We start from the raw sequence: 21,361 nt of genomic DNA, 5'->3' as shown, positions 1-21,361 counted from the left end.
TGAATGCTTCCGGGAGGGCCTAATGGAGGAACGCCTGCCCGCAGATTTCTGCGGCACTGCTTCGCGAGCGGCCGATCTTCACGCTGTCGGCTTCGAAGGTCGAGGTCCGCCGATGCGCATGGAGGTCTTAGCCATGAGGATTTCTTCAGCGCTTTTCGCCCTTTCGCTGACGTCGCTTGCTTCAGCGGGTGCGCCTGCACAAGGCCAAGACGGCCCGCCAGCATGGGCCTATCCGGTAAACCCGCCGAATTTCCAACGCGCCCCCGACGACGGTACGATCCGGCGAGTCCCCGACAGCGCCGCCGGTTTTACGCTCACGCAACTGCGCGATCACCCATGTTGATGCCCCTCCTTGTTAGGCTGACAGATTCTTAGATCAAGTTGCGCGATGACGTGGTTTCGAAGGTCTCCGATGGCGTGAAGAACGGATGGTGTATTCGGGAAGAGATAGGCGCCGCTGGGCTGGCGATCAATTAGCAAACGCTTGGTTCGGATCTGAACATAGAGCCAGTTTACTGGAATCTCGAGCCTTCGGGCCAGTTCGGGCGGGCTGAGGTATGAGTCGTCATGCTCCCATCGGCTGCGCTGGGCAGTTACCTTGATGGCGGCGGCACGACGGAGCCGCCCAACGGTGATAGGCAGCACCTTATCGGCGCAACGGGGAGAGCGGTGACCTTCCCGAGTAAGGATTGTGGCGATCTTGTCGTCTGGGACGCCGTCGCGAGCGAGCGTCAGAAGGCGTTCCCGCATCTCTGTGCCTCGCGTCAATCTGGTGACGGAGTTGACGCTCATCTTCACTTCGAGCTCCGTCACGGCGCCTCCCCGCCAGACGATCCTAGCCAGGGCCAAGTCGCGCTCACCGCGGTCGAGAACGACCTTTTCGATGAGACATCGCAACAACGCCTTGCGATGCGCATCCGAGATAGTCTCGTCACCCCATATCTGCGGGAGGCGGCCGGTGAGGCTGATGACCTTGTCGTTGAGCTCCTTGCTTATGGCCACTTGTGTGATGGCTTTGGGCGGCGTCTGTCGGGCAAGCGCCTCTTCGGCGGCGCGCACGTCGTTTAGCGCCGCTTCCCATCGACGCTCGAGTTCCGAGGCGACCAACCGATTATCTGGATCAGCTCGGTTGAACTGCCGTTCGGCGAGCGCCGCCGTGTATCGCTTGCGCTCGAGCTCTCGTTCTGCACTGGAGCGTAGCGCATTGTTCGTCTGCTGCTGCACCCGGCGGGAGCGCGACAAGGCATCGAGTTCGGCCGGCGCTAGTGCGGTTAGGAATGCGTCGCCAACGGCTGCATCGATATGGGCGGCGCGGATGTGTTGGCAGGTTGGCTGACCTTCCTGGGTACGCAGGTGATTGCATACATATTCGCCGCCGCCCTTGTAGCGGACGTACATCTTATGGCCACATCGTGCGCACCAGGCAATGCCGTGGAGCAGGAGCTCGCCATTGCGAGGCGCGCCGCGGGTTTTGATGCGCATGTATTCGGCTCGGTTATCTCTGATGACGGATCGGATTTTTTCATAAATTGGCCAGTCGATATAGGCTGGATATCGATCTTTAACGACGATCCGCCACTCCTCCATCGGCCGCGGAGCCTTTTGTGGCAGGGCCCCCTCCCGCTTCGGCGGCCGGAAGCGGGTTCGTCCATAGACAAAGGCGCCCGCGTATGCGGGGTTCTTCAAGATCGCCGCGACGGCAGCCAGCGTCGCGCGCGTCCAGCACAAATCGCCATATCGATCACGACGCGGCAGTTCCAGGTCACGCTCGTTCAACGCTCGCATGACCTTGGCAACGCTGCGCAGCTGCAGGAATAACTGGAAGACGAGACCGAGCCGCCCTTGCACGGCCATGTCGGGATCCTTAACGACCACACCGCTCGGGTCCCGCATCAGCCCGATTGGCAGCATAACCGCAAGTTCGCCGCGTTCGGCTTTGGCCAGCAGGCCGGCGGTCAGCCGGCTGCGGATCGTATGTAGCTCAAGCTCGGAGATCGAACCCTTCAGCCCGAGAAGCAACCGTCCGTTGGGAGTGCCCGGATCATAGACACCATCGCGGTCGGCGATCAGGCAGCCACGTAGACCACAGATATCCAGGAGCGGATACCAGTCGGTACAATTACGCGCCAAGCGGGTCACGTCGATCGACAGGATGAGTCCCACTTCACTCAGGCCAACACGGCCAACGAGTTCCTTGAAGCCGTTACGCTGTGCTATAGACGCGCCGCTCAACCCGAGATCGGCATCAATCACGTCGATGGCCGCCTCACGCCATCCGAGTTCGCGGGCGCGCTGGCGAAGCGCGTATTGAAGGCGCAGGCTCTCCTGATTGCTTACGACCTGATGGGGCGTCGACTGCCGGATGTAGACTACGGCTTTGCGCGCCAAGTGGCTTGGTGTGACCAGCTCGGACTTCATGAGGGATCTCCGCCAAAATTGCGGCGACGTCTTCGACGATCTGGCGTCGGAGCGCGGGCGTCAGCGTCGACCAAAGATCGGCTGGATCCATGCTCATGTGCGTCGGGACAATCCGCTGTCGATAAAAGCTCGAGTAGAGCCTCCATACTCAGCTTAATCTGATTTGCCTCTTGCTCATAATATTCGATTGCGGTTGCTTGAATCAGAAGACTGCTTCCTGCGCGATACTCAACTTCATACGAAGCGGGAATGCCTCGGCCTCGCTGACCGATCTTCCTAATCACTCGATATGAGCGCCCCCACAAAGGATGGTGGGGGTCCCGAACCTCGACCACCTCCGGAAATGATTCGTCAGACTCACTATCAGGGACATTCCTCAATCCCCTCGTTCGCCGCTCCCGACTGGCACCCGGAAGACCATCCGGCGATGCCTGAGATCGTCGCAAAGGGGAGAACGCCTGACGTGTTCGCGTGCGGCGTCTGCCACAGGGCAGACGGACCGGGCGGCCCTGAGAATGCCAGCCTGTCTGGCTTCTCCGCGGAATACATCATCCAGCAAACGGTGGAGTTCAAGACGGGCCTGCGCATGAATTCGGTGCCCCGCGTCGCCACCGACCTGATGATCAAGACGTCCAAGGCCATCACAGATCAGGAGCTCAAGGAGGCTGCGAACTATTTTGCGTCAATCAAGCCGAGATCGAACATTGCGGTCGTAGAGACCGACACCGTTCCGAAGACACATGTCAGGGACTTGTTCCTGGCGGCGATGGACGGCGGCGAGAAAGAGCCCATCGGCCAGCGCATCATCGAGATTCCGGAAAACGTGGAACACTTTCTCAGCCGGGACTCGCGCGCTCGTTTCATCGCCTATGTCCCGGTTGGCAGCATTGAGAAAGGGCGGGCGTTGGCGGCGAGCAGCGACCTCCGCGTCCAGTGCGCCGCCTGTCATGGTGCCGACCTCAAAGGGACTGCCGTGGCGCCAGGGATTGCGGCCCGTTCGCCGACGTACATGTTCCGTCAGCTTTACGACTTCAAGTCGGGCGCGCGGAAGGGCGCCAATAGCGACGTCATGAAACCGGCTGTTGAAGACCTCGGCATCGACGACATGATCGCGCTGGTCGCCTACACGGCGTCTGCTCGTACACGCCCTAGATCACCCCCACCAGCCGCAGCGCCACGCCTGCGGCGCAACTGCCCGCCAGCACCGTGAGCATGCCGAGCTTGAAGCGGAAGATCGCGGTTGCGGCTGCGACCGACAGCACGAGCGCTGGAATGTCGACGCTGGTCAGCACCGGCATGTCGAAGTTCAGCGGGAAGGCGTGCACCGGTACGGTCTCGCGGAACAGCGTGTGCAGCGCGAACCAGATCGAGAGGTTGAGGATCACGCCGACGACGGCGGCGGTGATCGCGCTGAGCGCGCCGGCAAGGCCGGTGTTGCCGCGCAGGCGCTCGATATAGGGGGCGCCGACGAAGATCCAGAGGAAGCAGGGCGTGAACGTGACCCAGGTCGCGAGCAGGCCGCCAAGCGTTGCCGCCAGCATCGGCGACAGGCCGCTTGGATCGCGATAGGCCGCCATGAAGCCCACGAACTGGAGCACCATGATCAGCGGACCCGGCGTGGTCTCGGCCATGCCGAGGCCGTCGAGCATCTCGTGCGGCTTCAGCCAGTGATAATGCTCGACCGCCTGCTGGGCGACATAGGCCAGCACCGCGTAGGCGCCGCCGAAGGTGACCAGCGCCATCTTCGAGAAGAACAGGGCGATCTGGCTGAAGACGTTGGCCTGGCCGAGCGCGGCGAGCAGGGCAATTACCGGAACCAGCCACAGCGCAAGCCACAGCGCGCCCACGCGGATCGCGCGGCCGGTGTCGGGTTTGATGTGATCGGGCACGGCGTCGCCGAGCATGCTGTCGATCACGGCGCTGCTGCCGCCATGACCGTGACCGGCCGGAGCAAATTCCGGACGGCCCTGTCTGGCGCCGATATATCCGATCAGGCCGGCGGCGATGATGATGATCGGGAAGGGGACTGCGAAGAAGAAGATCGCGACGAAGGCGATAGCCGCGAGCGCGATCATGATGCGGTTCTTCAGCGCGCGCTTGCCGACGCGCACCACGGCCTCGACGACGACGGCGAGCACGGCGGCCTTCAGGCCGAAGAACAGCGCCTCGACGAAGCTGACATTGCCGAAAGCCGCGTAGATGTAGCTGAGGGCCATGATGGCGATGATGCCGGGCAGGATGAAGAGCCCGCCCGCCATCAGCCCGCCGGCGGTGCGGTGCATCAGCCAGCCGACATAGGTCGCAAGCTGCTGCGCCTCCGGCCCCGGCAGCAGCATGCAGTAGTTCAGCGCATGCAGGAAGCGGCCTTCGGAGATCCACTTCTTTTCTTCGACCAGGATGCGATGCATCACCGCGATCTGGCCCGCGGGCCCGCCAAAGCTCAGGCAGGCGACGCGCAGCCAGACGCGGAAAGCTTCATTGAAGCTGATGCCGTGACCGGCATCAGCTCCTGATTGAACGTTACGGGTATCCATTACGCCTTCACTTTGTTGGTCGGCCAGTTGTGGGTCTCAGCCGTGGCGTCGCGGCACCAGCGGTAAAAGGCGTCGTAGAGCAGCAAGCCGGCCTCGAGCTGTTCGAGGTCGTCGTCATACATCCGCGACAGCCCGAGCGACGCCGCGAGCAGCCCGGGGGCCTCCGGCGCCAGATCAGGCCGCGCGGTGTCGGCGCCGCGCACCAGCGTTGCGAGCCGGAGCAGGGCCGGGGTGGCGATCCCGAACTCCTCGATCATGACGTCGAAGGTGCAGAGCTCGCCGCGGTGGCTCCAGAACACGTTCTCGATGTCGAACGGGGCTGCATTGAACCGCTCGCCGACCGCGACCACTTCGGACGGCGCCACATACAGGAACACCGCGTTGGGATCGACGAAGCGGCGGATCAGCCAGGGGCAGGCGATACGGTCGACCTTCGGCCGCGCCCGGGTCACCCAGACGGTGCGTCCCTTGGCGTCGCGGGGCGGCAGCTTGCGGGTGTCGAGGAGCGGCAGCTTGGCCTCCTTCCAGCCCTCGAAACCGCCGTCGAGCGTCTCGGCCTGAACGCCAAGCTGGCGGAGCCAGGCCGCGGTGCCCTGCGCAAGCTTGGCGCCGCGCAGGCAGGAGACGATGACGGAGCGGCCCGCGAAGGCGGCGCCCCAGTCGGGAACGTTCTCGTGGCTGAGCCTGATGGAGCCGGGGATCAGCCGCCGGTCGGCGGCAAAGTCCTCCTCGGTCCGCACGTCGATCAGGACAGGAGCGTTGGCCGTGCCGATCAGGCGCGCCAATTTATCGGATGATATGGTCGTGAATGTAGACATGATGCGTCCTCGCATAAACCAAACGGGACGCGATACTTGGGCATGTCGCCTCGTGGGGAGATCGCTCAAATCCCCATGAGCCGCATTACAACGAAACCGCGCCAAGCTGTCAACCGCCGGTTTTGCCGCTAATGAGCGTTAGAAAGATGTGCTGCCGGGGCCTATATTGGCCCCTTGCGGATTCTGTTTTCCGGAGAGTTGAGCCGATGCATTCCCATTCCATCGAGCAATGGACCCATGACCACGCTTTCCTGGGCGAGAAGCACGACGAGAACGAGCGGCGCACCTGGCTCGTGGTGGTCCTGACGCTGGTCATGATGGTCGGCGAGATCGTCGCCGGCTCGCTGTTCGGCTCGATGGCGCTGCTCGCCGACGGCTGGCACATGGGCACGCACGCAGCCGCGCTCGGCATTGCCGCGTTCGCCTACCGCTTCGCGCGCCGGCACCTGGGCAATGCGCATTTCACCTTCGGCACCGGCAAGTTCGGCGATCTCGCCGCCTTCTCCAGCGCGATCATCCTCGGGCTGATCGCGGTCGAGATCGCCTATGAGAGCGTGCTGCGGCTCTTCACGCCGGTGCCGATCGTCTATGGCGAGGCGATCGCGGTGGCGGCGCTCGGTCTTTGCGTCAACCTCGCCAGCGCGTGGCTGCTGCGCGGCAGCCACGATCATCACCATCACGGCCATGACCACGGCCATGCGCATGATGAACACGACGATCATGACCATCACCACCATCGTCATCACGACAACAATCTCCGCGCCGCCTATGTCCACGTCATGGCGGATGCCGCGACCTCGTTACTCGCGATCGGCGCGCTCGCGGTGGCGATGTATTCGGGATGGGTCTGGGCCGATCCGGCCGTCGGCCTGATCGGCAGCGTCGTGATCGCAAGCTGGGCGTTCGGCCTGATCAAGAGCTCGGGCGCGGTGCTGCTCGACGTGCGCGCCGACGAGAAGCTGGAGCGGGTGATCCGGGCACGCATGGAGGTCGGCGAGGATCGCGTCACCGACCTGCATCTCTGGCAGGTCGGCCCCGGCCATTGTGCCGTGCTGGTGTCCGTGGTGTCGGACAAGCCGAAGCAGCCGGCCGTCTACAAGAAGCGGCTCGCCGGGCTGAAGGGCCTCAGCCACGTCACGGTCGAGGTCGAGACCTGCCCGCACTGACGTGATCCGCGGGAGCGGAATTCTGCGGCGCGGCCGGGGTTGATCCTCGGTTGTAGCTTCCCAAACGCTTGCCAAGGAGGACCAAGGATGACGTCCAGGATCAAGCTTGCTTTTGCCGCCGCCGCTCTCGCCTTGTTCAGTCATGCAGCGATGGCGCAATCGGAAAAGCCCGGCGTCGAAAGGCTCTACGTCCTCAATTGCGGTGAGGGAACCGCCGGCGACATCTCGCGCTGGACGCCCGGTTTGAACGAGGGCAAGTCGATGGACTTCGTCGACAGCTGCTATCTCGTCAAGCACGCCAAGGGCTGGTTCCTGTGGGACACCGGCATCGCCGATTCCGTCGCCGCCATGCCCAATGGCCTGGTGCCCGCCGATCCCAAGGCCGTGACCTGGCGGCGGCCGAAGACGCTTGCCGCCCAGCTCGAGCAGCTCGGCGTCAAGCCCGACGACGTCAAGGCGATGGCCGTCTCGCACACCCACCCCGACCACTCCGGCAATGTCGAGCTGTTCCCGCAGGCCGTCCTCTACGTGCAGAAGGCCGAATATGACTGGCCCGGCGCCAACAACGAGCCGCGCTTCAAGCCTTCGCATCCCGTCGAGCAGCTCGCGGGCGACAAGGACGTGTTCGGTGACGGCAGCGTGACCATCCTGTCGACGCCTGGCCATACGCCGGGACACCAGTCGCTGCTGGTGAAGTTACCGAAGACCGGCGCGGTGATCCTGTCCGGCGATGCCGTGCACTTTAGGGATAATTGGGATAACCGCCGCGTGCCCAGCATGAACGTCAACAAGGACCAGAGCGCGGCCTCGATGCAGAAGATCGCCGATACGCTCTCCAGGGAGAAGGCGCAGCTCTGGATCAATCACGACAAGGCCCAGCGCGACAGCCAGAAGATGGCTCCGGAGTTCTACGACTAGCTTCTCCTACCCGCTTGTTGCCACACTACAACGTGTTGTCGCGCCCGCTGATGCAGCGATCGAGCGCGCTCGGCTTTCTCACGGTCGGCATGGGCGCGGGCGCCGTCGTGCTGGTGCTGGCGGGGCTCGTGAAAGGCAGCTTTGCGGCGCTCGATCACTTCACGACGGCGCAGTGGATCGCCGGCATCTATCTCGGTGCCGGCGGCGGTGCGTTCGCCTTCATCCTCTGGGTCATGGCGCGGGCGACGCCGACCCGGGTCGCCAATACCATGACGGTCAATCCGATCGCCGCGACCTTGCTGGCAGCGCTGCTGATCGGCGAGCCGATCACGGCAAATCTCCTGGTCGGGCTGCTCGCCGTCTTCGCCGGAATCTGGATTGCGACCAGCGAGGCGAAGCCCGCCTAGCTGCGCGGCGCGGTCGCTGCGGGAGGGCTCGCCTCCGGCGTCTTCTTCGGCTTCAGCGTGCCGGCATAGAACGACAGCAGCCACACCAGCATGACGGCAAGGAGATAGACGACCCAGGCCTGCGGCGGCGTGGTCGCCCAGCGCAGGAGGCCCTTGAATGTGCGGGGCGGGCTGTTGTCTTCGGTCATGGCCCGCTTGTGCGCGAAAGCGGCGGTGCGGTCAATCGGGCCGGCGCTCGGCGCGGATCAGGAACAGCGCCGCCAGCGCCGAGAGGCTCAGCGCGGAGGAGACCATCAGCACCTTGGCGCCCATGACGTCGATGAGGAGGCCGAACGCCAGTGGCGCCACCGCCTGTGCCATCCGCGCCGGCGCGCCGATGATGCCGAGGCGGTAGCCGAAATCCTTCGGCCCGAAGATCGACAGCGGCAGCGTGCCGCGGGCGATCGTCAGGATGCCGTTGCCCGAGCCGTGCAGCAACGCAAACGCGCTCGCCGCGGCGCCGCCGAAGATGGCGACGACGGCAGCTCCAATCGGATGGGTCACGCAGGCCAGCCGCGTCGACCAAAGCGGATGAAAGCGGCTCAGAACGCTCGCTTCGAGGATGCGCGCGAGCACTTGCGCCGGACCGATCAGTGCGCCGGCCGCGATCGCCTCGACATGGGTCGCGCCGGTTGCCTCCACGATGCGCGGGAAATGCACCGCCATCGCGCCGGTGACGGTCCAGGCCGCGGCGAAGACGAAGGCGAGCAGGATCATGGTGCGGTCGAGCGGCACATGCGGCTTCGCGGCCGTCGCCGCCGCCTGCTTGGCGCCCTTGATCGCCGGCAGCATGAAGAAGTTGAGGGGCAGGCCGATCAGGATGTTGGCGGCGGCCCAGGCAAAGCAGGTCTCGCGCCAGCCGATATGGGCGAGGCCCCAGGCGGTGAGCGGCCAGCCGACGGTGGAGGCGAAGCCCGCCATCAGCGTGATGCCGGTGATGGGCCTGCGCGCCTCGGTGCCGTAGATGCGGCCGAGCGCGGCGAAGGCGGCGTCATAGAGCCCCATCGCCATGCCGATGCCGAGTACGAGCCAGGCGACCGCCATCACCAGAACGGATTGCGACAACCCAAGGAGCACGAGGCCGGCGGCCATGGTCAGGTTCGAGGCGGACAGCACCTGCCGTCCGCCGACGAGATCGATCTGCCGCCCGATCCGCGGGCCGAGCATCGCGGAGATCACCAGCGAGGCCGAGAACGCGCCAAAGATCCAGTTGGAGGAGACGCCAAGGTCATGCGCCATGGGATCGGCGAGCAGGGCCGGCAGATAGTAGCTGGAAGCCCAGGCCAGGGTCTGCGTGGTGCCGAGCGCCAGGATGATCGGGAGCTGGCGCTGGCTCATCCGCGCGTGCTTCCGATTCTGGCCGACAAAGTCATCATCGCCGGCATTTGCCGCCGGCGCAGCGAGTGCGTCAACCGTGATCGCGGCATATTCGACCTGCAAGGGACGGGAGCCTTGCGCATGGCTCGCGCGAGGCTTGCGCCTTTCGCTCGTCACGAATGCACGGCATAATGGCGCATGCAATTGACCTCGCGCCTCGATCACCCATGTTGATGCCCCTCCTTGTTAGGCTGACAGATTCTTAGATCAAGTTGCGCGATGACGTGGTTTCGAAGGTCTCCGATGGCGTGAAGAACGGATGGTGTATTCGGGAAGAGATAGGCGCCGCTGGGCTGGCGATCAATTAGCAAACGCTTGGTTCGGATCTGAACATAGAGCCAGTTTACTGGAATCTCGAGCCTTCGGGCCAGTTCGGGCGGGCTGAGGTATGAGTCGTCATGCTCCCATCGGCTGCGCTGGGCAGTTACCTTGATGGCGGCGGCACGACGGAGCCGCCCAACGGTGATAGGCAGCACCTTATCGGCGCAACGGGGAGAGCGGTGACCTTCCCGAGTAAGGATTGTGGCGATCTTGTCGTCTGGGACGCCGTCGCGAGCGAGCGTCAGAAGGCGTTCCCGCATCTCTGTGCCTCGCGTCAATCTGGTGACGGAGTTGACGCTCATCTTCACTTCGAGCTCCGTCACGGCGCCTCCCCGCCAGACGATCCTAGCCAGGGCCAAGTCGCGCTCACCGCGGTCGAGAACGACCTTTTCGATGAGACATCGCAACAACGCCTTGCGATGCGCATCCGAGATAGTCTCGTCACCCCATATCTGCGGGAGGCGGCCGGTGAGGCTGATGACCTTGTCGTTGAGCTCCTTGCTTATGGCCACTTGTGTGATGGCTTTGGGCGGCGTCTGTCGGGCAAGCGCCTCTTCGGCGGCGCGCACGTCGTTTAGCGCCGCTTCCCATCGACGCTCGAGTTCCGAGGCGACCAACCGATTATCTGGATCAGCTCGGTTGAACTGCCGTTCGGCGAGCGCCGCCGTGTATCGCTTGCGCTCGAGCTCTCGTTCTGCACTGGAGCGTAGCGCATTGTTCGTCTGCTGCTGCACCCGGCGGGAGCGCGACAAGGCATCGAGTTCGGCCGGCGCTAGTGCGGTTAGGAATGCGTCGCCAACGGCTGCATCGATATGGGCGGCGCGGATGTGTTGGCAGGTTGGCTGACCTTCCTGGGTACGCAGGTGATTGCATACATATTCGCCGCCGCCCTTGTAGCGGACGTACATCTTATGGCCACATCGTGCGCACCAGGCAATGCCGTGGAGCAGGAGCTCGCCATTGCGAGGCGCGCCGCGGGTTTTGATGCGCATGTATTCGGCTCGGTTATCTCTGATGACGGATCGGATTTTTTCATAAATTGGCCAGTCGATATAGGCTGGATATCGATCTTTAACGACGATCCGCCACTCCTCCATCGGCCGCGGAGCCTTTTGTGGCAGGGCCCCCTCCCGCTTCGGCGGCCGGAAGCGGGTTCGTCCATAGACAAAGGCGCCCGCGTATGCGGGGTTCTTCAAGATCGCCGCGACGGCAGCCAGCGTCGCGCGCGTCCAGCACAAATCGCCATATCGATCACGACGCGGCAGTTCCAGGTCACGCTCGTTCAACGCTCGCATGACCTTGGCAACGCTGCGCAGCTGCAGGAATAACTGGAAGACGAGACCGAGCCGCCCTTGCACGGCCATGTCGGGATCCTTAACGACCACACCGCTCGGGTCCCGCATCAGCCCGATTGGCAGCATAACCGCAAGTTCGCCGCGTTCGGCTTTGGCCAGCAGGCCGGCGGTCAGCCGGCTGCGGATCGTATGTAGCTCAAGCTCGGAGATCGAACCCTTCAGCCCGAGAAGCAACCGTCCGTTGGGAGTGCCCGGATCATAGACACCATCGCGGTCGGCGATCAGGCAGCCACGTAGACCACAGATATCCAGGAGCGGATACCAGTCGGTACAATTACGCGCCAAGCGGGTCACGTCGATCGACAGGATGAGTCCCACTTCACTCAGGCCAACACGGCCAACGAGTTCCTTGAAGCCGTTACGCTGTGCTATAGACGCGCCGCTCAACCCGAGATCGGCATCAATCACGTCGATGGCCGCCTCACGCCATCCGAGTTCGCGGGCGCGCTGGCGAAGCGCGTATTGAAGGCGCAGGCTCTCCTGATTGCTTACGACCTGATGGGGCGTCGACTGCCGGATGTAGACTACGGCTTTGCGCGCCAAGTGGCTTGGTGTGACCAGCTCGGACTTCATGAGGGATCTCCGCCAAAATTGCGGCGACGTCTTCGACGATCTGGCGTCGGAGCGCGGGCGTCAGCGTCGACCAAAGATCGGCTGGATCCATGCTCATGTGCGTCGGGACAATCCGCTGTCGATAAAAGCTCGAGTAGAGCCTCCATACTCAGCTTAATCTGATTTGCCTCTTGCTCATAATATTCGATTGCGGTTGCTTGAATCAGAAGACTGCTTCCTGCGCGATACTCAACTTCATACGAAGCGGGAATGCCTCGGCCTCGCTGACCGATCTTCCTAATCACTCGATATGAGCGCCCCCACAAAGGATGGTGGGGGTCCCGAACCTCGACCACCTCCGGAAATGATTCGTCAGACTCACTATCAGGGACATTCCTCAATCCCCTCGTTCGCGCTGATGAACTGGCTGACCGGCCAGGGGCTCACGGGCCTGCCCGAAAACGAACTGCTCCGCGGGTTCTGCGAGCGCTGCCGCGCCGAGGGCCTGGAACTCTCGCGCGGGCTCGTCGTCATCGACACGCTGCATCCGATCTATGAGGGCCGCGGCTTCCGCTGGAGCGATCGGGCTAGCAACGAGAGCGACGCGTTCGAATACGGTTCGACCGCCGAAGGCGATGCGGCCCAGCACTGGCGCCGCTCGGTGTTCTTCCACATGCTCGAGCACGGCCACGACGAGATGGTGATCGATCTCGCCGACGCGCCGTCGCTGGATTTCTCGCAGATCGGCGAACTCGCCGAGAAGGGCCACAAGCACTATCTCGCCTTCGTGCATCGCTTCGGCGAGAACGGCGCGCTCGGGCTGATGGATTGCCTTTACTCCTGCTGGACCACGCGCCGCGACAGCGGCTTCTCCGAGCCGGAGCTTGTGGCATTGCGCGATCTCGTGCCGGTGCTGGGGCTTGCGATCAAGTCGGCGCAGCAGGTCGATATCGCGCGCACGCTCGGGCGGGTCTATCTCGGCCGCGGCGCCTCCGAACAGGTGCTGGGCGGCCGCATCTCGCGCGGCGTCACCGAGCGCATCAAGGCAGTGCTGTGGTACTCGGATTTGCGCGGCTCGACCGGGATCAGCGAGAGCATCGGTCCCGACGAGATCATCCCGTTTCTCAACGACTATGCGCAGGCCGTGATCGATGCGATCCACGATGCCGGCGGCGACGTGCTGAAGCTGATCGGTGACGGTGTGCTCGCGATGTTCACCGGCGAGGACATGGCGCATGCGCGACGTGCTGCGCTCCGCGCCGAGCATCTGTTCCGCCAGAACGTCGCAGCGCTGAACAAGCGGCGGGAGGCGGACGGCCGTCCCACCACGTCGGCTTATATCGGGCTGCATGTAGGCGAGGTCTTCTACGGCAATATCGGCAGCGAGGATCGGCTCGATTTCACGGTGGTGGGTCCGACGGTGAACGAGGTCAGCCGCATCGCCTCGATGAGCCGCTCGGTCGATCGCGAGCTGTTGGCGTCGGCGGAGTTCTACAAGGGGCTCGATGCCGCCGGCCGCCGCTATCTCGTCTCCACCGGCCGCTACGCGCTGCGCGGCATCGGCCACGCGCAGGACCTCTACACGCTCGATCCGGAGGTTGACGCCAGCGAGCCGGTGACGGGGAGCTATGAGCGGTATCTGGCGAGTTAGGCATCACTCCCTCGCCTACGTCGTCCTGGCGAAAGCCAGGACGACGAGGAGGATGCTGCGCCACTTTCCGCAATCGCGACGCAGCTAACACCTCACCGCCACTTCGTCCCCCACCATGTCCGGCTGCCGGTCGAGTGACGCGGCCGGTGACAGCAGGATCACGAGCGCCTGCATGCCGAACACCGCCGCCGCGAGATAAAGGCACGCCTCCGCGCTCCAGAGCCCGCCCACGATTGCCCCCAGCGCCGAGCCGAGCGGGCGGGCGCCGTAGCTCATGATGTTGATGGCGGAGACGCGACCGAGCAGGCGCGGCGGCGTCACGGACTGGCGCAAGGTGGTGGTCGAGATCACCCACAGGATCGGCCCGACGCCGAGCAGAAAGAAGCTTAAGGCCGCAAGCCAGGGCGAGGGGACCAGCACCGTCAGCGCCATCACCAAGGAGGCGACGAAGCCGGTGACCGGGCCGAGGCCGACAACCGTGCCGAAGGCGACGCGCTGCATCACGCGCGTCGCGAACAGCGCGCCGATCACCATGCCGACGCCGTACATCGTCAGCACCGTGCCGACGCCGGCGGCGGTCAGCCCGAGATGGCGCACGGCATAAGGCACGAACACGGCGATCTGCAAGAACCAGCCGGTGTTGAAGATGAACTGGGTGATGAAGACCGGCCTGAGCAGCGGATGGTGAAACACGAAGGCTGCGCCTTCGCGGATGTCCTGGAACGGATGGCGCCGCGGCGCCGGCGTGCGGGCGGGCTCGTAGATGCCGGAGAGCAGCACCACGGCAATGGCCGAGAGCGCCGCGGCAAAGCCGAAAGCCAGGCTCGCGCCCCACCAGCCGACCAGCGCGCCACCAAGCGCAGGCCCGCTGGCAAAGGCGATGGTGCGCGCGAGCTCGATCCGGGCATTGGCGGCTGGCAACAGGTCCGAACTCACCAGCGAGGGCACCAGGGCCGGTGCGGCCACGCTGTAGACGACGGTGCCGCACACGGCAGCGAAGCCGAGCAGGGCCAGCAGCGGCAGATTGAGGGCGCCGAGCGCAAGCAGCAGCACGATCGCCGCGAGGGCTGCGGCCCGCAGCGCCTCGGCGCCCGCCATCAGTGCGCGGCGGGAGATGCGGTCGGCGAGCAGGCCGGCCGGGATGGCGAAGAGCACGAACGGAAGTGCCAGCGCCGTCTGCAATAGGCCGGTCTGGCCTTCAGCGACCCCGAGCGTCAGCACGGCGACGATGGGGGCTGCGGCCAGCGCGATCTGCTCGGCCGATTGCGCCGCGAGATTGGACCAGGCGAGACGGTTGAAGGTGTCGGGGAGGCGAGGCGGATTTGACATGGCTCATTTCCTGCAGAGTCGGATTGGCGCCAGTATCCGCCCCCGAGACCGGCCAAACCCACCCGCTTCCCGACAGGCCGGGGGCAAAACAGGTCCGTGCCGGGAACCGATGCGGCCAGATGCAGTTGCAAATGAGTTGCAATAAGCTTCGACTTCGGTATTCTGACCACATGGATGCCCGATCGCCCGATTTAACCACCGACGCCGCCGGCTGGCGCACCGACGTGCCGACCACAAAAAGCTTGGCCGAGGTGAACGCCTCCGTCGCCCTCCCCACGGCGGGGGTGTGGTGGCGGCGGCTGCTCGCCTTCGTCGGTCCGGGCTATCTCGTCTCGGTCGGCTACATGGATCCCGGCAACTGGGCGACCGACCTCGCCGGCGGATCGAAGTTCGGCTACACGCTGCTCTCGGTCATCCTGCTCTCCAACCTGATGGCGATCCTGCTCCAGTCGCTGGCGGCGCGGCTCGGCATCGTCACCGACCGCGACCTCGCGCAGGCCTGCCGCGCGACCTATTCGCCGGCGGTGAACTTCCTGCTCTGGCTCGCCTGCGAGGCGGCGATCATCGCCTGCGATCTCGCCGAGGTCATCGGCACGGCGATCGCGCTCAAGCTTCTGTTCGGCATCCCCCTGATCGGCGGCGCGCTGATCGCCGCGCTCGATGCCTTCCTGCTGCTGCTATTGATGAACCGCGGCTTCCGTTTCCTGGAAGCCTTCGTCATCGCGCTGCTCGCGGTGATCGCGGTTTGCTTCGCGGTCCAGATCGTGGCCGCGGCGCCGCCGGTCGCGGAGGTCCTGCATGGCTTCATGCCGAAGAGCGAGATCTTCACCAATCCGGAGATGCTCTACATCGCGATCGGTATCATCGGTGCCACCGTGATGCCGCATAATCTCTATCTGCACTCCTCGATCGTGCAGACGCGCGCCTATGAGCGCAACGAGACAGGCCGGCGCGAGGCGATCAAATGGGCGACGACGGACTCGACCATCGCCCTGATGCTGGCGCTGTTCATCAACGCCGCGATCCTCGTGGTCGCCGCGGCAACCTTCCACAAGAGCGGCCATTCCGATGTCGCCGAGATCGGCCAGGCTTTCGAGCTCTTGTCACCGCTGCTCGGCCTCGGTATCGCCTCGACGCTGTTTGCCATCGCGCTGCTGGCCTCGGGCCTCAACTCGACGGTGACCGCGACACTTGCCGGCCAGATCGTGATGGAGGGTTTTCTCGATCTGCGCCTGCCAAGCTGGGCGCGCCGCCTGCTCACGCGCGGCATCGCGATCATTCCGGTGATCATCGTCACGGCGATCTACGGCGAGCGCGGCACGGCCGATCTGCTGGTATTCAGCCAGGTCGTGCTGTCGATGCAGCTGCCCTTCGCAGTCATCCCGCTGGTCCGCTTCGTCTCCGATCGCCGCAAGATGGGCAAGTTCGCGATTTCCCCGTACGTCGCGGCGATCGCGTGGATCGTCGCGGGCGTCATCGTGGTTTTGAATCTGAAGCTGCTGGCGGATACGCTGTTCGGGTGAGCCGAGGCGGCCGCTTGCTCCGCCTGGCCACAACAGCCGCGCTCGGTGGCATTTTGGGCTAGCGGCCTGATTTTCCCAAGAGCACGAAAGGGCGGATAGGCACACGCCTGAACCTCGATTTTGTGAACTGCCTCACTTTTCAATTTATGCGGGGCGCGTATACTGCCCACCAATTGCTACTAGGACGAGTGTTGTAGGGCGTAGTGTCATGTTGTTTGTTTCAGGATTGATTTTACTCCCCGCGGGATGATCGGCGGCCCGCGCCGGATAAAGTGCGCCGACCGCATTTTCTCCGGATACATCTATCGGTTCTGCGCGAGCCCGGTCGGCACGCGAATGGTTGGTTAGATTCATTGCTTTGATTGACGGCTTGTTTTTTCGCTGCGCGGGTTCACGTCCGGGAGGGGACGATGATCAGGCCAGGAAGCATCGGTTGTTTTGGTAAATTCATTGATGAATGGGGGCTGCCGTGACCAGGTGTCCCACGTGTTCAACGCGTGTTGCCCGCGAAGATCGGTTCTGCTCGCAATGCGGCGCGGATCTCAAGCGTCGCGTGGTGGAGCCCGGTACCCAGGATCGGGGCGCACAGGTCGTCCAGCTGCGTGATCATCCGCCGTTACGATCAAAGATGCTGACCGAGAATAAGCACGTCAGCGTGCTTTTCGCCGATGTCTGCGACTCGACCGCATTGCTGCAGCATTCCGACCCCGAAGAAGCCCGTAACTACCTCGGCAAGGCGCTGAACCAACTGGCCGAGGCGGTCGAGACCTATGGCGGCACGGTCAGCCAGTTGCTCGGCGATGGGCTCGTCGCCTTGTTCGGTGCGCCCCTGGCGCAGGAGGATCACGCCTTACGTGCGTGCCTTGCCGCCCTCAAGATGCAGAGAGCAACCGTTCCCGGCCATGACGTGCAAGGCGTTGCAAGTCCGACGCTGCGCATCGGCATCAATTCGGGAGAGGTGCTGGTCGGGGTTGTCGGACAATACGATTGGTCGCACTACGGAGCAGATGGCAAGACGATTCACCTTGCGTCCCGGCTCGAAAAGATGGCACCGCCCGGCGGCATTCTGGTCAGTGCCGCGACGCAGCGGCTTGTCGCCCAGCAGATCGAGACGCGGTCGGTAGGGACCCGGCAAATACGGGGATTGGACGAGCCGATCGAACTCCACGAGGTCGTGGTCGAGACCGAAAGTTCGGCAGCGGCGCCGCTGACGCGCAAGCAACGCTGGGCGCCTCTGGTCGGACGCGAAGATTCCTTACGGATCCTGGCAGGGGACCTTGAGGTCGTTCGAAAGGGTGGAATGCGAACGATCGGGCTGTGCGGCGATGCCGGGATCGGAAAGTCCCGCTTGGTTGCCGACTGGACGGCCGCCCTCGCAAGCGAGGGCATGGACGTCTGCGTTTCGCAGGCGAGAGGCTATGCGAGCACGCGCGCCTACAGCGCCGCCGCGGACCTGATCGCGAGCCTGGTTGGGCTGGTGCAAATGAACGTGACGGACGTACGGCAGTCCGCCAGGCAGGCCTTGATCGAGGGATGGCCAGCCGAGGGCGCCGAACATCTCGCGGCGGCCAGCGACCTGTTGGGGCTGGCGGCGCCCGATCAGGCCTGGCTGGCGCTGAACCCGGTACAACGACGGCGCCGCATTGGCGAAGCACTGCTGTGGCTGGTGCGCAGGCGCGCGCGGTCTGGCCCGTTCGTGCTGGTGCTCGAGGACGTTTTCCTGGCCGATCGCGAGAGCCGGAGGTTGTTCGAGGCCTTGCTTCCGAAGCTTCAGGAGTTGCCGGTTCTGGTCTGCGTCAGCTATCGGCCCGATTTCGAGCACCAGTGGCGGCAGGCGCCGTGGTTCGTAGAGCGCATGATCGAGCCGCTACACGACGGCCAGATGCTCAGGCTCGCGCGTGCCCTGCTGGGGGACGATCCATCCGTGCTCGGCGTCATGAACGAGTTGGTCGCCCGCGCCGACGGTAATCCCTTCTTCCTCGAGCAACTGGTCATCACCCTCATCGATGACGGATCGCTCGAGGGAACGCCGGGAGCGTACCGCCTCCAGAGGCCTCTCGGAGAGCTGCGCGTGCCGGGCTCGATCGCCGCGGTCATCGGCGCGCGGACCGACAGGCTGCCCGAGGCCGCCAAGTCTGCGCTCGAGGCTGCGGCCGTTCTTGGCGATCCCATCACGCGCGACCTGATCGCCACGATGCAGGCGGTGGACATCGCGCGTGCCGAAGAATTGCTCGCCCTTTGCGTCGCGTCCGGCCTCCTGTCGTGTCCGGAGCAGACGAGCCTATCGCTCGAGCCGCAGGCGTTCGCGTTCCGCCACGCGCTGGTGCGCGACGTCGTGCTCGGGGTGCTTACGCGCAGCAGGCTCAAGGCGCTGCATCGACAGGCCTTCCTGGCGCTCCACGCGCAGCCGGGAGCCGCGGATGCCGATGCCGCGCCGGTGTTGGCGCATCATTCCTTCAAAGGCGAGGAATGGGAGCAGGCGGCGAAGTTCGCCATCAAGTCGATGGCACGAGCCATCTCGCATTCGGCCAATCAGGAGGCCCTCCAATTGTTCGAGAAGGGGATCCAGGCTGCACGGCGTGTCGACGGCGCCCCGACTGCGCAAGCCCTGGAGCTTGCGCTTCGTCTGGAAGCCATCGGGGCAATGATGGCCCTTGGGCAGATCGACGACATCTTCAGCAACATGGAAAGGGCTGAAGCCATTGCCGTGCAACTGAACGATCAGCGCGCACGGGCGGCGGTTTCGACCGAGACAGCGGTGTTTCTGTGGATGCGCGGTCGTTTCGAGCAAGGCTTGCGCTACGCCTCGCAGGGCCTGGAAGCGGCCCGCCTTGCACAGCGTCGCCACATGACGATGGCGGCGCATCAGACGCGCCTGCTGCATCTGCATGCCCTCGGGCGATACGCGGAAGCGGCCATCGAAGGCAACGTCCTGCTGTCCGAATACGGCCCGGAACTGTCGGCGCATTACGTTCAGCCCGGATGGGCCGCCATTCCCATCATCAACCTGTATGCGTTTCACGCCAGCACGCTCTGGCGCCTCGGGGACAGCGAAGCCGGCAGCGCCTTCTGCGCCAAGGCCTACGAGATCCTGTCGAACATCGATCACCCATACTCCCGTCTGCTGGTCGATACCGTCCAATCGCAGATGTGGATCGAGAACGACGAGCTCGACCGGGCGGAACGCATGATGCGCGTGGACCTGCAGCAATGCCTGACGCACAACGTGCCGACCATGCTTTCCGTTTGCATGGGCGTTCTCGGCAGCGCGCTTGCACGCAACGGCAAGGCTGCCGAAGCGGTGCCCATGCTGGAGAGAGGGTTCGCCGATCGCATCTACGAAGCGGCCGGCCCCTACGGCCGGACGTTCATGCGTGTGAGCCTCGGTGTCGCCTATCGCAAGCTCCGACGGCTGGACGATGCGATCGCGGTCGGACGCAAGGCGGTCGAGCAGGCCGCTGAAGAATACGGGCACCAGACCGAAGCTCTGTACGAGCTCGCTGAAACGTTGCGGCACGCCGGCGATCAGGCCGGGGCCGAAGCGCATTTCAAGCGAGTCGCCCTGGCGGCGGAACGCCTGGGCATGCCCCACTATCAAAGGCGGGCCGCAGCGGCCCTCGCGGATTGGCGGAAGGATGGGCATGCAGCATGAAACTCTCCACTTATGAACCCGACGCCTTGCAGCCGGGAGCACGCAGTCTCTCCTATGGTGTCTTTTGCTGGCTCAACCGCCACATCACCGTCTTGCGTGCGCTCGGCGCACTGCTGCGGCGCTGGCCCTCGGTGGGGGGCTTGTTCGGCATGGTGGCGCGCGCCAGTGCCGTCAAGGACGTGCTGACGCGCACGCGCAGCTTTTCCAACACGGCGCATGCGGCCAACATGGTCTCCGGAGACTATCTCATCGGGATGGATCCCGGCCCGACCTATTCGGCCGATCGGGATCTCGTCCATGCGCGGTTGGCGGCTCTGGACGTTCCAGCCGATTCCGATGCCGAGGCACAGCGCCGGATCAAGGACCTGAGCAAGCCCGGAGCGGCCGAATTCGATCTGATCGATGATTACCTGATGTGGGTCGTATTCCACGCCATGAGACCCCTGTTTGGAGATGCGACAGGCGCCGTGGTTGCGGGGTCGGCGACCAACGCTGCGCAAGGCGATGTCGATGAAGGCTTGCAACGACAGTACATGCTTGAGATCCGATACGTCGCGGGGCAGCTGCTGGCCGGCAACCTGGCGACACTCGACCTCCGGCGGCGGGCGGAATCGTGTGGGGATGCGCTACAGGCGCGCATCGATCGCGTCACCGGCCCTATCGGCGCTGCGTGGGGCGTCAAAAGCTCCTCCGAGGACATTGAACGAAACGCGGTAGGCCTTGCCTGGATCTCGCATCCGGTCACCGTCCAATCGGGAGCCCTTGTCATGCAAGAGCTGCTGGGACGCCAGAAGGTCCATGAACAGCTGCGATCGCGGGCCAGGGCTCTCGGCGAGTCCCGCGTCTGGACCGACCCCGATTTTCGCAAGGCCGTGCGCAACCATGTGCTCGAGCTCATGCGCTTCCGGCCGATTTTTCCGCTGCTGGCGCGCGACGTGCCGCGGGATACGGAAATGGAGACGGGCGCGCGAAGCAACGCTGGATGTCCGGGCGGCGGCAAGGTCTCGCTGTTGTCGATCGCTGCCCTGTTCGATCCCAGCGCGGTGCCCCAAAGCGGTCGCTTCTGCCCGAACCGCGATTGGGGCAGCGAAGATGCCTTGCGGCATCTCATGTTCGGCTATGGCTACCGCCAATGTCCCGCCCGGGACTACGCGGTGGATATCCTGACCAGCGCGCTGATCGGCTTGCTCACCTTGCCCCGGCTGCAACTGGCGCGCGGTGAAGGCAAGGCCATTGCGTATGACGGACCGCTGATGTTGTGCATGCGCATGCGTATCACCTGAGCACGCGGAGAAGACAGC

At 64.4% G+C, this 21,361-nt stretch carries 16 protein-coding genes; 9 read left to right on the top strand and 7 right to left on the bottom strand.

Going from position 1 to position 21,361, the window contains the following annotated elements:
* The first annotated feature begins 22 nt into the window (after positions 1–22).
* Positions 23–343, top strand: a complete 321-nt coding sequence (locus ACFLEY_RS26935) for a hypothetical protein (protein WP_396604252.1) — start codon at positions 23–25, stop codon at positions 341–343.
* Here the strand turns inward: ACFLEY_RS26935 and ACFLEY_RS26930 are convergent.
* On the bottom strand, positions 331–2,418 hold the full coding sequence (locus tag ACFLEY_RS26930) for a recombinase family protein (RefSeq protein ID WP_049810452.1): 2,088 nt from the start codon (positions 2,416–2,418) through the stop codon (positions 331–333). The genes ACFLEY_RS26935 and ACFLEY_RS26930 overlap by 13 nt on opposite strands.
* 427 nt (positions 2,419–2,845) lie before the next feature.
* On the opposite strand from ACFLEY_RS26930, the gene ACFLEY_RS26925 reads away from it, so the two are divergent.
* Entirely contained in the window at positions 2,846–3,628 is a 783-nt protein-coding gene (locus ACFLEY_RS26925) for a c-type cytochrome (RefSeq protein ID WP_396604251.1), read from the top strand.
* Here the strand turns inward: ACFLEY_RS26925 and chrA are convergent.
* Complete coding sequence (gene chrA, locus ACFLEY_RS26920; RefSeq protein WP_060912479.1) at positions 3,567–4,952, bottom strand: chromate efflux transporter; 1,386 nt, start codon at positions 4,950–4,952, stop codon at positions 3,567–3,569. The genes ACFLEY_RS26925 and chrA overlap by 62 nt on opposite strands.
* Positions 4,952–5,770, bottom strand: a complete 819-nt coding sequence (locus ACFLEY_RS26915; RefSeq protein ID WP_028171619.1) for a chromate resistance protein ChrB domain-containing protein — start codon at positions 5,768–5,770, stop codon at positions 4,952–4,954. The genes chrA and ACFLEY_RS26915 overlap by 1 nt, the downstream gene beginning before the upstream one ends.
* Before the next feature lie 206 nt (positions 5,771–5,976).
* On the opposite strand from ACFLEY_RS26915, the gene dmeF reads away from it, so the two are divergent.
* The 3 genes from dmeF to ACFLEY_RS26900 all read left to right on the top strand — a co-directional run bounded on the left by dmeF (position 5,977) and on the right by ACFLEY_RS26900 (position 8,261).
* Entirely contained in the window at positions 5,977–6,936 is a 960-nt protein-coding gene (gene dmeF / locus ACFLEY_RS26910) for a CDF family Co(II)/Ni(II) efflux transporter DmeF (protein WP_028171620.1), read from the top strand.
* An 87-nt stretch (positions 6,937–7,023) separates the two neighbouring features.
* Positions 7,024–7,854 carry an N-acyl homoserine lactonase family protein gene (locus ACFLEY_RS26905; protein WP_011087810.1) on the top strand — a complete coding sequence of 277 codons (831 nt, stop codon included), beginning with the start codon at positions 7,024–7,026 and terminating at the stop codon, positions 7,852–7,854.
* A gap of 50 nt (positions 7,855–7,904) precedes the next feature.
* Positions 7,905–8,261 carry an EamA family transporter gene (locus ACFLEY_RS26900; RefSeq protein WP_236842073.1) on the top strand — a complete coding sequence of 119 codons (357 nt, stop codon included), beginning with the start codon at positions 7,905–7,907 and terminating at the stop codon, positions 8,259–8,261.
* Here ACFLEY_RS26900 and ACFLEY_RS26895 read toward each other — a convergent pair.
* The 3 genes from ACFLEY_RS26895 to ACFLEY_RS26885 form a co-directional block, all read right to left on the bottom strand.
* The gene (locus ACFLEY_RS26895) at positions 8,258–8,449 is read right to left on the bottom strand and encodes a hypothetical protein (protein ID WP_038966343.1); all 192 of its coding nucleotides are present in this window, start codon (positions 8,447–8,449) and stop codon (positions 8,258–8,260) included. The genes ACFLEY_RS26900 and ACFLEY_RS26895 overlap by 4 nt on opposite strands.
* A 31-nt stretch (positions 8,450–8,480) precedes the next feature.
* A complete protein-coding gene (locus ACFLEY_RS26890) occupies positions 8,481–9,638 on the bottom strand; it encodes an MFS transporter (RefSeq protein ID WP_011087808.1) in 1,158 nt (385 codons plus the stop codon).
* Between the two features lie 200 nt (positions 9,639–9,838).
* On the bottom strand, positions 9,839–11,926 hold the full coding sequence (locus ACFLEY_RS26885; RefSeq protein ID WP_049810452.1) for a recombinase family protein: 2,088 nt from the start codon (positions 11,924–11,926) through the stop codon (positions 9,839–9,841).
* A 343-nt stretch (positions 11,927–12,269) separates the two neighbouring features.
* Between ACFLEY_RS26885 and ACFLEY_RS26880 the strand changes: the two genes are divergently transcribed.
* The gene (locus ACFLEY_RS26880) at positions 12,270–13,556 is read left to right on the top strand and encodes an adenylate/guanylate cyclase domain-containing protein (RefSeq protein ID WP_396604250.1); all 1,287 of its coding nucleotides are present in this window, start codon (positions 12,270–12,272) and stop codon (positions 13,554–13,556) included.
* An 84-nt stretch (positions 13,557–13,640) separates the two neighbouring features.
* Here the strand turns inward: ACFLEY_RS26880 and ACFLEY_RS26875 are convergent, their stop codons facing one another.
* Positions 13,641–14,885 (bottom strand): MFS transporter, encoded by a 1,245-nt coding sequence (locus ACFLEY_RS26875; protein ID WP_060912477.1) that lies wholly within the window; start codon positions 14,883–14,885, stop codon positions 13,641–13,643.
* 170 nt (positions 14,886–15,055) lie between these two features.
* Between ACFLEY_RS26875 and ACFLEY_RS26870 the strand changes: the two genes are divergently transcribed.
* The 3 genes from ACFLEY_RS26870 (at position 15,056) to ACFLEY_RS26860 (ending at position 21,343) form a co-directional block, all read left to right on the top strand.
* The gene (locus ACFLEY_RS26870; RefSeq protein ID WP_060912476.1) at positions 15,056–16,408 is read left to right on the top strand and encodes an Nramp family divalent metal transporter; all 1,353 of its coding nucleotides are present in this window, start codon (positions 15,056–15,058) and stop codon (positions 16,406–16,408) included.
* A gap of 628 nt (positions 16,409–17,036) precedes the next feature.
* Entirely contained in the window at positions 17,037–20,060 is a 3,024-nt protein-coding gene (locus tag ACFLEY_RS26865) for an adenylate/guanylate cyclase domain-containing protein (RefSeq protein ID WP_249162970.1), read from the top strand.
* Positions 20,057–21,343 carry a hypothetical protein gene (locus ACFLEY_RS26860; protein ID WP_211433677.1) on the top strand — a complete coding sequence of 429 codons (1,287 nt, stop codon included), beginning with the start codon at positions 20,057–20,059 and terminating at the stop codon, positions 21,341–21,343. Before ACFLEY_RS26865 ends, ACFLEY_RS26860 begins: the two co-directional genes overlap by 4 nt.
* The last annotated feature ends 18 nt before the right edge of the window (positions 21,344–21,361 follow it).

Origin of the sequence: Bradyrhizobium sp. YCK136 (assembly GCF_044570075.1) — a bacterium.
Taxonomy (GTDB): domain Bacteria; phylum Pseudomonadota; class Alphaproteobacteria; order Rhizobiales; family Xanthobacteraceae; genus Bradyrhizobium; species Bradyrhizobium diazoefficiens.
This window is presented reverse-complemented; position numbering and strand designations above follow the sequence as displayed.